Source organism: Bacillus sp. FSL K6-1005 (assembly GCF_038000225.1).
In the GTDB taxonomy this organism is placed as follows: domain Bacteria; phylum Bacillota; class Bacilli; order Bacillales; family Bacillaceae; genus Bacillus; species Bacillus mojavensis.
Window position 1 is genome coordinate 428772 of sequence record NZ_JBBOBP010000001.1, and the last position, 13167, is coordinate 441938.

The 13167-nt window shown below is 47.3% G+C and carries 8 protein-coding genes; 5 read left to right on the forward strand and 3 right to left on the reverse strand.

The features are described 5' to 3' along the window. Positions 1 to 4: 4 nt before the first annotated feature. Together NST16_RS02130 and NST16_RS02135 are read left to right on the forward strand one after the other, a co-directional pair. Entirely contained in the window at positions 5 to 7144 is a 7140-nt protein-coding gene (locus NST16_RS02130; RefSeq protein ID WP_340883718.1) for an amino acid adenylation domain-containing protein, read from the forward strand. A 13-nt stretch (positions 7145 to 7157) separates the two neighbouring features. Further along, positions 7158 to 7367, forward strand: a complete 210-nt coding sequence (locus NST16_RS02135; RefSeq protein WP_010331714.1) for an MbtH family protein — start codon at positions 7158 to 7160, stop codon at positions 7365 to 7367. A gap of 52 nt (positions 7368 to 7419) precedes the next feature. Here NST16_RS02135 and NST16_RS02140 read toward each other — a convergent pair whose 3' ends face one another. From NST16_RS02140 to NST16_RS02150, 3 genes are all read right to left on the reverse strand, one after another. After that, positions 7420 to 8097 carry a YukJ family protein gene (locus NST16_RS02140; protein ID WP_340883719.1) on the reverse strand — a complete coding sequence of 226 codons (678 nt, stop codon included), beginning with the start codon at positions 8095 to 8097 and terminating at the stop codon, positions 7420 to 7422. A 113-nt stretch (positions 8098 to 8210) separates the two neighbouring features. Further along, a complete protein-coding gene (gene ald, locus NST16_RS02145) occupies positions 8211 to 9347 on the reverse strand; it encodes an alanine dehydrogenase (protein WP_010331712.1) in 1137 nt (378 codons plus the stop codon). Between the two features lie 101 nt (positions 9348 to 9448). Beyond that, complete coding sequence (locus tag NST16_RS02150; RefSeq protein ID WP_168749498.1) at positions 9449 to 10672, reverse strand: PucR family transcriptional regulator; 1224 nt, start codon at positions 10670 to 10672, stop codon at positions 9449 to 9451. A 498-nt stretch (positions 10673 to 11170) separates the two neighbouring features. On the opposite strand from NST16_RS02150, the gene NST16_RS02155 reads away from it, so the two are divergent. From NST16_RS02155 to essB, 3 genes are all read left to right on the forward strand, one after another. Then, a complete protein-coding gene (locus NST16_RS02155; protein WP_003220661.1) occupies positions 11171 to 11464 on the forward strand; it encodes a WXG100 family type VII secretion target in 294 nt (97 codons plus the stop codon). A 69-nt stretch (positions 11465 to 11533) separates the two neighbouring features. Further along, positions 11534 to 11773 carry an ESX secretion system protein YukD gene (yukD, locus tag NST16_RS02160; protein WP_010331710.1) on the forward strand — a complete coding sequence of 80 codons (240 nt, stop codon included), beginning with the start codon at positions 11534 to 11536 and terminating at the stop codon, positions 11771 to 11773. A gap of 14 nt (positions 11774 to 11787) precedes the next feature. Next, a complete protein-coding gene (gene essB, locus NST16_RS02165; RefSeq protein ID WP_340883721.1) occupies positions 11788 to 13143 on the forward strand; it encodes a type VII secretion protein EssB in 1356 nt (451 codons plus the stop codon). The last annotated feature ends 24 nt before the right edge of the window (positions 13144 to 13167 follow it).

The window sequence follows — 13167 nt, forward strand, 5'->3', positions numbered from 1 at the left end:
ACGGATGCCTGATACAAAAGATCTTCAATATTCTTTAACCGGAGCGCAAAGCGGTATTTGGTTTGCTCAGCAGCTTGATCCGGACAATCCAATCTACAATACAGCCGAATATATAGAAATCAACGGCCCAATCGATATTTCTCTTTTTGAAGAAGCTTTACGGCACGTAATAAAACAAGCGGAATCACTTCATGTCCGCTTTGGTGAAGATATGGACGGGCCTTGGCAGATGATGAATCCATCACCGGATGTACAGCTCCAAGTCATTGACGTCAGCTCTGAACCTAATCCGGAAAAGACCGCTTTAAACTGGATGAAAGCTGACTTGGCAAAGCCGGTCGATTTACAGCATGACCCGTTGTTCCGCGAAGCTTTGTTTAAAGCCGGGCCTCAGCGTTTCTTTTGGTATCAGCGCATTCACCATATTGCGATCGACGGCTTTGGATTTTCTCTGATCGCCCAGCGGGTTGCACAGGCCTATACTGCACTTGCAGGAGGGCGGTCCGCTGATGATCGTTCCTTCGGCTCTTTGCAGGATATTTTGGCGGAGGACGCAGAGTACCGCTCGTCTGATACATATGAAGAGGATCGTCAATTCTGGCTGAATCGTTTTGCGGACAGGCCTGAAGTTGTCAGTTTGGCAGAACGGGCGCCGAGAACCTCAAAAAGCTTTCTGCGCCAGACTGTTTATTTGCCGCCATCAGATGTAAACGCATTGAAAGAAGCGGCGCGCTATTATGCCGGAAGCTGGCATGAAGTCGTGATTGCGGTATCAGCTGCTTATGTACACCGCATGACCGGCTCTGAGGATGTTGTGCTCGGACTGCCCATGATGGGACGGATGGGATCGGCATCCTTGAATGTTCCGGCTATGGTGATGAATCTTCTCCCGCTGAGGCTGTCTGTGAGTCCTTCGATGAGCTTTTCGGAGCTTGTGCTGCAGATTTCCCGGGAAATCCGCAGTATCCGGCAGCATCATAAATACCGCCATGAGGAACTGCGGCGGGATCTGAAACTAATAGGAGAAAATCATAGATTATTTGGCCCGCAAATTAATTTGATGCCTTTTGATTACGGTCTCGACTTTGCCGGAGCCCGTGGGACCACGCACAATCTTTCAGCCGGTCCTGTTGATGATTTGTCGATAAATGTCTATGACAGAACAGACGGAAGCGGGCTGCGAATTGATGTGGATGCCAATCCTGAAGTGTACAGCGAGTCAGAAATAAAGGTGCATCAGCAGCGGATCTTACAGCTTTTACAAACGGCATCAGCCGGTGAGGACATGCTGATTGGGCAAATGGAATTTCTTTTGCCGGCAGAAAAAGCACGGGTCATAAGCGAATGGAATGAGACAGCAAAACCCGAGCAGCTGCTCAGCCTTCCGGATATGTTTGAGGAGCAGGCAAAACGTTCGCCTGAACGTATCGCCCTGATTTGCGATCACATTCAATTAAGCTATCAAGAGCTGAATGAACAAGCAAACCGCCTTGCGCATCTTTTGATAGAAAAAGGTCTTGGCCCGGAGCAGTTTGTCGCCTTGGCTCTGCCGCGGTCTTCCGAGATGGTAGCTGCAATGCTTGCCGTACTAAAGACTGGCGCTGCTTATCTTCCGCTTGATCCGGAGTTTCCAGCCGACAGAATTTCATACATGCTGAAGGATGCGAAGCCATCATGCATGATAACGACTGAGGAAATTGCAGCCACTTTGCCTGATGATATAACGGCACCGCAGCTTGTGCTGGATCAGCCTGTGACAAAAGAAATTGTGAAGCGTTATTCTGCCGACAATCCAAATGTACATGTATCTCTTGTTTATCCGGCGTATATCATCTATACATCAGGATCAACAGGAAGGCCAAAGGGTGTTGTTGCCACGCTGAAAAGTTTAAGTAATTTTCTGCTGTCTATGCAGGAGACATTTTCTCTCAATGAACAAGACAGGCTGCTGGCTGTGACGACCGTCGCTTTTGATATTTCTGCTTTGGAATTGTTCCTCCCGCTTATCAGCGGAGCGAGTATTGTTGTTGCTCAAAAAGAAACAATCCGTGAGCCGCAGGCATTAGCTAAAATGATTGAATATTTTGATATAACGATTATGCAGGCCACGCCGACCCTGTGGCATGCGTTGGTCACAAACGAACCTGAGAAACTTCGGGAGCTCAGGGTGCTTGTCGGGGGAGAGGCCCTGCCGAGCGGACTTTTGCAGGCCTTGCAGGCACTTGATTGTCCAGTAACTAATTTATACGGCCCTACTGAAACAACCATTTGGTCTGCGGCAGCTTTTCTCGAAAAAGGTGTGCAGGGTGTGCCTCCGATCGGAAAGCCGATTTGGAATACGCAGGTATATGTGCTCGATAATAGTTTGCAGCCCGTTCCGCCAGGCATTGTTGGGGAGCTCTATATTGCCGGAACCGGCTTGGCCCGCGGATATTTAGGACGCCCTGATTTAACGGCGGAGCGCTTTGTTGCTGATCCGTACGGACCGCCGGGCACACGGATGTACCGGACCGGAGATCAGGCCCGCTGGCGTGCGGATGGGTCTCTGGATTACATTGGGCGGGCCGATCATCAAATCAAGATTCGCGGTTTCCGCATTGAGCTTGGAGAAATTGATGCCGTGCTTGCTAAACATCCGCAAATTGAACAGGCTGCGGTTGTCGTTCGAGAGGATCAGCCGGGAGATAGACGATTAGTGGCGTATCTGGTTGTTTCTTCAGCTCTAGATATTGCTGAGCTTCGCCGTTATGTTGGTGCCAGTCTGCCTGATTATATGGTGCCTGCGGCATTTGTGGAGATCGATGAACTGCCATTAACACCTAATGGAAAGCTAGACCGGAAGGCATTGCCGGCACCCGATTTTAGCGCATCTGTCACTGACCGGGGACCTCGAACGCCTCAAGAAGAGATACTGTGTGATCTGTTTGCAGAGGTTCTAGGTCTTGCACGCGTAGGTATTGATGACAGTTTCTTCGAGCTGGGCGGCCATTCTCTCCTTGCCGCCCGTTTGATGAGCCGAATTCGTGAGACGATGGGAGCTGAGCTGGGCATCGCCAAGCTCTTTGACGAACCGACAGTTGCCGGACTTGCTGCACATCTTGACCAGGCGCAGAGTGTCCGTCCCGCTTTGCAAAGAGCTGAACGTCCCGAGAACATTCCGCTTTCTTTTGCACAGCGCCGACTATGGTTCCTACATTGTCTGGAAGGGCCAAGTCCTACTTATAATATCCCGGTTGCCGTCCGTCTTTCAGGTGAACTGAACCAAGGAGCGCTGCAAGCGGCACTGTATGATCTCATCAGCCGCCATGAAAGCCTTCGGACCATTTTCCCTGAATCACAGGGGACATCTTATCAGCATATTTTAGACGCCGATCAAGCCCGTCCTGTTTTATATGTTACAGAAGTGAAGAAGGAGGAGCTTTCTAAGAGGCTTGCCGATGCTGCTCGCTACAGCTTTGACCTTGCAGCTGAGCCTGCTTTCCGTGCCGAGCTTTTTGTTATCGGTCCCGATGAGTACGTGCTGCTGCTGCTCGTGCACCATATTGTCGGAGACGGATGGTCATTGACCCCTCTGACTCGTGATCTGGCTGCTGCTTATACCGCCCGTTGTCACGGGAGAGCCCCCGAATGGACACCGCTTGCTGTGCAGTATGCGGATTATGCGCTCTGGCAGCAAAGTCTGCTCGGAAGCGAGCATGATCCAGACAGTTTGATTGCCGGTCAGCTAGCTTTCTGGAAAGAAAGACTGGAAGACCTGCCCGATCAGCTCGAACTGCCAACTGATTATTCACGTCCGGCTGAGCCGAGTCATCAGGGAGATACAATCCATTTCCGTATAGACTCAGAGCTTCACAGCCGCTTGCTGGAGCTGGCGCGTGCCAATAGAGTAAGTCTGTTTATGGTGCTTCAATCAGGGCTTGCCGCCTTGCTGACGAGGCTCGGAGCTGGAACGGATATTCCGATTGGAAGCCCGATCGCGGGGCGGAATGACGATGCGCTTGGTGATCTTGTGGGACTGTTTATCAATACATTGGTGCTCAGAACAGACACCGCTGGTGATCCGAGTTTCCGTGAGCTTCTGGACAGAGTGCGGGAAGTGAATCTGGCAGCCTATGAAAATCAGGATCTGCCGTTTGAGAGACTTGTAGAGGTGCTCAATCCTGTTCGCTCCCGGGCGACGCATCCATTATTCCAAGTCATGCTCGCGTTCCAGAATACGCCTGACGCAGAACTGAACCTGCCTGGTACAGAAAGCAGCCTGCACATTCATAGCGTAGGATCTGCCAAATTTGATGTAACGTTAGAAATCAGTGAAAGCCGTCTTGATGACGGGACACCAAATGGACTGGAAGGATTGCTTGAGTACAGCACCGATCTTTTTAAACGTGAGACTGTTCAAGCTCTTGCTGATCGCCTTCTGCGGCTGCTTGAGGCTGCCGAGGCTGCTCCTGACCAGAAAATCGGAAGCCTGGATATTCTAGCACCAGAGGAGCGCAGCATCACGGCGACGGATTGGCAAAGTGTTTCTGAAAAGATTCCGCAAGCGTGTCTCCCGGAGCTGTTTGAGAAACAAGCTGCGTTGAGCCCTGATTCCATTGCTGTCGTGTATAAAGATAAGGCGATGAGCTATACGGAGCTGAATGAGAGGGCGAACCGGCTTGCCCGGCTGCTGATTAGCAAAGGCGTCGGATCGGAGCAATTTGTGGCATTAGCATTGCCTCGCTCTTTGGATATGACTGTCGGACTGTTAGCGGTACTGAAAGCGGGAGCTGCATACCTGCCGCTTGATCCGGACTATCCGGCCGACCGAATCGCTTTTATGCTGAACGATGCCCGGCCTGCGATTATCATCACGAGCTCACAGGTGGAAAATCAAATCCCGCCTGCAGAAAATGTGCCGAAAATTGTACTGGATGATCCGAAATTATGCGAGAAACTAAAAACATATAGTCCTTTGAATCCTGATCATTCGGACAGGATTCGCCCGCTGTCACCTTTCAACACGGCTTATGTTATTTATACATCCGGTTCAACAGGCGTTCCAAAAGGCGTCATGATTCCTCACCAAAATGTGACGAGGTTGTTTGGAGCGACCGATCACTGGTTCCGTTTCGGTTCAGACGATGTGTGGACAATGTTCCATTCCTACGCGTTTGACTTCTCTGTTTGGGAGATTTGGGGACCTTTGCTGCACGGCGGACGGCTTGTTATCGTGCCTCATGACATCAGCAGATCTCCGGAAGCGTTTCTGCGTCTGCTGGTAAAAGAGGGTGTGACCATTTTGAACCAGACACCATCAGCGTTCTATCAGTTTATGCAGGCGGAAAGGGAGCAGCCTGATCTCGGACAGGCGCTCAGCCTTCGATATGTTGTTTTTGGCGGAGAAGCGCTTGAACTCAGCCGTTTAGAGGATTGGTATCATCGCCATCCTGAACAGATGCCAAAACTGATCAATATGTATGGTATTACTGAAACAACAGTGCATGTCAGCTATATCGAATTAGACCGGAATATTGCAGCTATAAGAGCAAACAGCCTGATCGGCTGCGGAATTCCCGATCTAGGCGTGTATGTGCTGGATGAGCGTTTACAGCCCGTTCCGCCGGGTGTGGCTGGAGAACTGTATGTGTCAGGAGCCGGATTGGCCCGAGGCTATTTAGGACGGCCCGGTTTAACGGCGGAACGCTTCATCGCTGACCCATTCGGACCACCGGGCACACGGATGTACCGCACGGGAGATGTAGCCCGCAGGCGTGCTGACGGCTCTCTCGATTATGTCGGCCGTGCCGATCATCAAGTGAAAATTCGGGGCTTCCGAATTGAACTGGGAGAAATTGAAGCCGCGCTTGTTCAGCATCCACAGCTGGAAGATGCGGCAGTGATCGTTCGTGAGGATCAGCCGGGAGATAAACGGTTGGCAGCTTATGTCATACCTTCCTCGGAAGAAACGTTTGATACGGCGGAACTGCGGAGGTATGCTGCCGAGAGACTGCCGGATTACATGGTGCCTTCAGCCTTTATGACGATGAAAGAATTGCCGCTGACGCCGAATGGAAAGCTTGACCGTAAAGCGCTGCCTGCTCCAGATTTTGCTGCTGCGGTGACAGGTCGCGGGCCGAGAACCCCGCAGGAAGAAATCCTTTGTGACTTGTTTATGGAAGTGCTTCATTTGCCGCGTGTCGGTATTGATGACCGTTTCTTCGATTTGGGCGGACATTCCCTGCTCGCAGTTCAGCTGATGAGCCGCATACGTGAAGCACTCGGGGTTGAACTCAGCATTGGCAATCTATTTGAAGCGCCGACTGTGGCAGGGCTTGCCGAAAGACTGGAGATGGGTTCAAGCCAAAGCGCTCTTGATGTTTTGCTGCCGCTCCGAACAAGCGGAGACCGGCTTCCGTTGTTTTGCGTACATCCGGCGGGGGGACTTAGCTGGTGTTATGCAGGATTGATGACATCATTAGGAACGGATTACCCCATCTATGGACTGCAAGCGCGGGGAATTGGACAGCAGGAGGCGCTTCCGAAAACGCTCGATGACATGGCTGCCGACTATATAGAACAGATTCGGACGATCCAGCCGAAAGGGCCGTACCATTTGCTTGGCTGGTCCTTAGGCGGAAATGTCGTTCAAGCAATGGCAACACAGCTGCAAAAGCAAGGGGAAGACGTTTCTCTATTGGTTATGCTGGACGCCTATCCAAACCACTTCCTTCCTATAAAAGAGGCACCGGATGATGAAGAAGCGCTTATTGCCCTTCTCGCGTTAGGCGGGTATGACCCAGACAGCTTAGGAGACAAGCCGCTTGATTTTGAAACAGCTATTGAGATTCTGCGGCGAGATGGCAGCGCGCTTGCGAGCCTGGATGAATCGGTCATTTTAAACCTAAAGAATACGTACGTTAATTCTGTCGGCATTTTAGGCTCATATAAGCCGAAAACCTTCCGCGGAAATGTTCTGTTTTTCAGATCAACTATCATTCCTGAATGGTTTGACCCGATTGAACCTGATTCGTGGAAGCCTTATATTGATGGACAAATTGAACAAATCGACATTGACTGCCGCCATAAAGATCTCTGTCAGCCGGAACCGCTCGCAGTCATTGGCCGGGTTCTGGCAGCTAAATTGGAAGAAATGAATCAATGAAGGAGGAAAAGCAATGGCAAATCCTTTTGAAAATGCGGATGGCGTATACCTTGTTCTCATCAATGAAGAGGGCCAATATTCCTTGTGGCCCGGCTTTATCGATGTGCCGAGCGGCTGGACAGTCGTTCATGAACAAAAAGGGCGTGAGGCTTGTCTGGACTACATCCAATCGCATTGGAGCGATATGAGGCCGAACAGCTTAAAGCCTGTCGAAAATGTCTAAATGCATTGACGGTAAAAAAAAGAGACTGCAGCAGGCAGTCTCTTTTTCTATCTTACGCAGACGTTTGGGTATGATCGCAATCTCTGACAGGGTTCCCGTTTTCATCCGTACACCATGACTGGGATAAAAACGCTAAAAACACAGCGGCCCACTGATCGGCAAATTGAATCAGAATGCCTCCGTCATGCCAAGAGCCGTTGTCTTTTTTCCAGCGGGTATCCAGCGCATTGCCTTGATTCATGTGGATGTTGTGCATACCGTTTGTCGGGGTAAAGCCGAATATTTTATCTGCCGCCTGTTCAGGTCCAAATTTTGACCCGAATATATAAACCGGCGCTTTCTCTTCTTTCGCTTTCTTCATATACGTTTCAATAAAGTCATTTAAATCATTATCAGGCCCCGTGATTTCATGAGGCAAAGGCTTCATTTCCCGTGAATCAAAAAGATTGCCCTGCACATAATCCAGTGCTACTTCACGGTTTTCGTCATTGATCTTCGTATATCCATACGGCATGTTCGGAAGGATGGTAATGGAGCTCGAATCAAACTGATCGTCTGCCAAATACAATACTTCAGATTCCTCGGAACTGGACATGACATTGATGGCGCACCTGTAATACGTATTCTCTTCACCGAGCATCTTGACTTGGAAATGAGGACTGTCATCATCTGTTTCCCGCTTCATATCTAAGACAACGCCTTTTAACACGCCATATTGCTGAACAGCCATATGAATCCTCCTTTATGATCAAGTTCTTCGTTTTAATTCGAGACATCATTTCCTTTTTCCTTTTTAAAAGATAAAAAAAGCCTGCAGAAATTTTTCTGCAAGCTCAATATGAATTAAGCGCCGGCCACAGATGATTCATCCTGTAAGGCTTTCTCGGCAGGGACATATTCGTATCCTAAATCTTTGGCAACAGCCTCATAAGTCACGTGGCCGTTTGCTGTGTTTAATCCCGCTCTTAGTGCCGCATTGTCTTCGAGTGCTTTTGCTGCCCCTTTGTTTGCGATTTGCAGTGCATATGGAACCGTAACGTTCGTTAACGCAATTGTTGAAGTGCGAGGCACAGCGCCCGGCATGTTCGCAACAGCATAGTGAACGACGCCGTGTTTTTCATATGTCGGCTGATCGTGTGTCGTAATGTGGTCTACAGTTTCAACGATGCCGCCTTGGTCAATTGCAACATCCACAATCACTGAACCAGGCTTCATTTGTTTCACCATTTCCTCTGTGACAAGCGTCGGCGCTTTAGCACCAGGAATTAACACGGCGCATATGAGAAGGTCCGCTTCGGCTACCGAATCGGCGATATTGACAGGGTTAGAAATTAACGTTTTAATTTGATGGCCGAATATATCATCAAGCTGACGCAGGCGATCCGCGTTTAAGTCGATGATCGTCACATCTGCACCTAGGCCGACAGCCATTTTTGCCGCATTGGTTCCGACTACGCCCCCACCGATAATGGTTACTTTTCCTCGGGCAACGCCAGGCACTCCGGCAAGGAGGATTCCTTTTCCGCCTTTAGGTTTCTCTAGGAACTGGGCTCCGATCTGCGCTGCCATTCTGCCTGCAACCTCGGACATCGGTGTAAGCAGAGGCAATGCCCGTCCCTCACTTACCGTTTCATACGCGATCGCTGTGACGCCTTTATCCTTCAGTGCCTGTGCAAGCTCCGGTTCAGCCGCTAAGTGGAGGTAAGTAAACAGTACAAGCCCTTTTCGGAAGTATGCATATTCTTCCGGAAGCGGTTCTTTGACCTTCATGACCATTTCAGCGTCCCAGACCTGTTTCGGATCAGCAATGATTTCCGCTCCTGCTGACTCATAGGCTTCATTTTCAAAGCCGCTTCCAAGGCCTGCGCCTGATTCAACTAGCACGCGGTGACCGTTTGAAACGAGCTGTGAAACGCCCCCAGGCGTCAATGCGACACGGTTTTCATTGTTTTTTATCTCTTTAGGAACCCCAATGATCATATCTATTTCCTCCCGTATATGTGATATGTTTAGTGTAGCTTGATTTTTTGGAAAATTCTTTGTTTGAAACAGAAAATAAAAAAACATGGGTTTGTGAAATTTCACAAACCCATGTTTCGAAGTTTGATATCCAAATATATAGTAAACTTTTGATTCACATTTTTTAAATCGATCTCAGCGATCTGGCTGATTCGCTTCAGCCGGTAATTCAATGTATTAACGTGAATATTCAAGATCTTAGAGGCGGTATTCACATTGCTGTCGGCTTCAATAAAACGTTCGAGCGTTTCGACCATATTGGACTGGTGATCCCGGTCGTACTGCTCGAGTTTTGAAAGGGAGTAGTTGAAATATCCCGTTTGCTTCCGTTTCTCATCTAACACGTCCAAGTATTGATAAATGCCTAATTCTGAAAAACTGAAGAGATGCTTGGTTTCTTCAGCAAACCGTTCCTTTGCTTTCAATACGGACAGTGCTTCCTGATATGAACGGCAGACAAACGAAATCGAGTTGTATATTCCGCCAAATGCAATAGAAGCATCTTCTATTTTATAACGTTCCCTCAGCTGTCTTTGCGTGCTGAAAGCGAACTGTTTTAAATCTTGAAAAGGACGATCCGTTTTTGGCGCGGTTAAAATGATAAGTTCATTGGAATCAACGGTCGTCAGCAGAGCATGAACCTGCTGGGTCGTTTCCTGCAGATAATGAAGCTGCTGTTCTGTTTTTTCGGTCAGCTCGCCGTTTACCCGGATGATCATCACGGAAAATTCAGAGGGAACGACCATTCCAAGCTTGTTAAACCCATCCGTCATGTCCTGTTCTTGATAGATGTGTCCAGTCAGCATTTTCCAGAAAAACTCTTGGCTGCGTTCCTCATTTTTCGTTTTTCTGATTTGGAGCTTAAGCAGCTTATTTCTTACTGCATTAGCCGCCATTTTTAATGTCAGCAAATCATCATCCGACAATGTTTTTTGAATTTCAAGCGCCCAAATAAACCCCAGCACTTGGTTGTTCTTCCAAATCGAAATCGCGACGCGGTTGCTTAGTCCGACTTCGTCAATTTCCTTCACTCTGATCGGCTGGTCTGTTTTTAGCAGCGCGGGAATCGTCCCGTCTTTCCACAATTTATTAATAACCTTCTCCGGCACTCTTCTGCCAATGATCGTAGACGTCCGGGCAGGGTCAGTACAATCGCTGTGGGTGCTGTAGGCTAGCAGTTTGTGGTTCACATCTTCAATGGTGATCGGACATTGCAGCACTTCACTGATATGATCAGCCACATCTTCCAGTCTGTCAAAACTGTATTTAAACGGATCCTTTGGCATAGTCATCATTATCCCTACTTTTCCATCCTTGTATTCTTTGTTCTCTTTGACATCAAATCGTCTTGCTTTTATTATGATTGTTCTTGTTTGTGAAAATCAACAACAAAGAATACAGTTTAATAGAAGTGTACAAAGCCAAAAAACACTTTTTAAATATAATGAGATACATGTTCTGTGATGAGTGTTTCAGAAAAACTGAACCTTTTCAGAGATGGTGCTGTAGCATCAAATTTTCTGAAAGGTTTTTTTTGGGAGTTAGAGAATCATTTGGGTCTTTTGGATTATTCCAAGAAGGCGACGTGGATTGAGAAAATAAACCTATTTGTTTAACAAAATATGTAATTTTTAAGAGGTGAGAGGTAAACCATTGGACTCATTTTGTAAAATTAAAACATATTTGTTTGACTGTACCGAAAAACTGTTTTTATAATAATTACGTTCTAAAAATAAGTGAATTAGCCCATATTTAGGCTGATGGCACAGGAGGTAATGAGGAATATGGCAGGATTAATTCGTGTCACACCCGAAGAGCTAAGAGCGATGGCGAAGCAATATGGCGTTGAAAGCCAAGAAGTATTAAATCAGGTTGATCGTTTAAACCGAATGATTTCTGATTTAAAAAGCATGTGGGAAGGTGCTTCTAGCGAAGCGTTCGCAGATCAATACGAGCAGCTCAAACCTTCATTTATCAAAATGTCAGATTTGCTTCAAGATGTTAACCAGCAGCTTGATCAAACAGCAAATACTCTTGAGTCTACTGACCAAGACATCGCAAATCAAATCCGCGGATAACAGTATGAAAGGGAAGGAGCGCCTGATTCACCAGAAGACGGCGCTCTTTCTATGTAAGGGTGAATAAACATGTATATTGATATTACGATAGATTTGAAACATTATAACGGAAGTGTCTTCGATCTCAGATTGTCAGATTACCACCCGGTGAAAAAAGTCATTGACATCGCTTGGCAGGCCCAAAGCGTTTCCATACCTCCGCGCGAAGGGCACTGGATCAGAGTGGTCAATAAGGATACGGTGTTTTCCGGAGAATGCAAGCTATCTGATTGCGGCATTACAAGCGGAGACCGGCTTGAAATATTATGAAAGGATCTGGTTGAATGTCAGGTGAACAAACATCATATTTAGAAAACCAATTAGAAGCTGCTGCTAAGAAAACGGAAGACGGCTTTACATTTACCTTTCAACGGGAAAAAATAAAGCTTCTGGACGGTCTCGAAGCGAACGTGATCAAGGATGTAAATCCATTTTTTCATAAAGAGATCGATGTGACGGAAGACGAAGTGATCATCACAATCCAACCTCCTCCCTCCTATAAAGAATTTCGCTTGATAAAAGCTAAAGATAAAAAAAGCAAATGGCAGTTTGCCTATCAGCTTGTTCAGGCTGTACAGCAGCACAAGTTATCAAGGCTGCATTTGATTGTGGCCCCGGAAAACATTGTATTCGATAAAGGGCTGACCCCATATTTTCTTCATTACGGCGTAAAAGAAAGCATTCCTCCTTACGAGCATGATGAGGAGAGAGTCTGGCAGGAACTGAAAGCTGCAGCGGCTTTGGCAGTTGACGGCGCTTTTGCATTTGAGGACTACTTGAAATTCAATGAAACGCTGACATTCTCTCCGGAGACAAAAGCGATATTGCATGCAAAGTCCTATGATGAACTGCTCGAGCTGATTCAGACACATATCGATGAGCTCGAAGCCAAAGCCAAAACATACATACATATCCCGAAAAAGAAATGGAACATCCAAAGATATATTGGCCTGGGACTCATTGTGTTGCTTGTGCCGGCTCTGATTTATTCGATGTATGCTTTATTTTTCGCGCAGCCAAAGCATCAGGCGATTGTGGAAAGCAACCGTGCTTTCTTAAACAAGCAGTACAGTGAGGTTATCAGCACGCTGGCTAAATATGATGCGGAAAGCCTGCCTGATTCAGTGCAGTATCAGCTTGCAATGTCTTATGTTGAGGTTGAAAAATTAGGCGACACTCAAAAGAAACAAATTGAAAATAATTTGGTCACGCTCCAATCAGACCCACAGCACTTTCTTTATTGGATAGATATAGGGAGAGGCGAGAATAAAGAAGCCGTTAGTATCGGAAGAAAGCTGGAGTATAACCCGTACATAGGGCTGGGGCTGATTCGATATAAGGCTGAAATATTAGCAGATGACAGTATGAAAGATGATGAAAAGCAAAAAGAACTGGATACGGTACAAAGCGAGATCGATCAAATTACCAAACAAATGAAAGAACAAAAAGAAGAAGCGATAACAGACACGGCAGAAACTGATACAGCCAGCCAAGCCACTGAAGAACAATCAGACAAAGAAAAGCAGCAAGCTGAAGAGAAAGCGGCAGAAGAAAAGGCTGCAGCCGAGGAAAAAGCGAAAAAAGAAGAACAAGAGAAAAAAGAGAAAGAAAAGAAAGATGAGAAAAAAGATGACAAATAAAGTGAAACATGAAGTTCAGGTCAT

Coding starts and splice junctions, on each gene's coding strand:
- NST16_RS02130 (WP_340883718.1), top strand. CDS start 5: ATGCCTGATACAAAAGATCTTCAATATTCTTTAACCGGAGCGCAAAGC.
- NST16_RS02135 (WP_010331714.1), top strand. CDS start 7,158: ATGGCAAATCCTTTTGAAAATGCGGATGGCGTATACCTTGTTCTCATC.
- NST16_RS02140 (WP_340883719.1), bottom strand. CDS start 8,097: ATGGCTGTTCAGCAATATGGCGTGTTAAAAGGCGTTGTCTTAGATATG.
- ald (WP_010331712.1), bottom strand. CDS start 9,347: ATGATCATTGGGGTTCCTAAAGAGATAAAAAACAATGAAAACCGTGTC.
- NST16_RS02150 (WP_168749498.1), bottom strand. CDS start 10,672: ATGCCAAAGGATCCGTTTAAATACAGTTTTGACAGACTGGAAGATGTG.
- NST16_RS02155 (WP_003220661.1), top strand. CDS start 11,171: ATGGCAGGATTAATTCGTGTCACACCCGAAGAGCTAAGAGCGATGGCG.
- yukD (WP_010331710.1), top strand. CDS start 11,534: ATGTATATTGATATTACGATAGATTTGAAACATTATAACGGAAGTGTC.
- essB (WP_340883721.1), top strand. CDS start 11,788: ATGTCAGGTGAACAAACATCATATTTAGAAAACCAATTAGAAGCTGCT.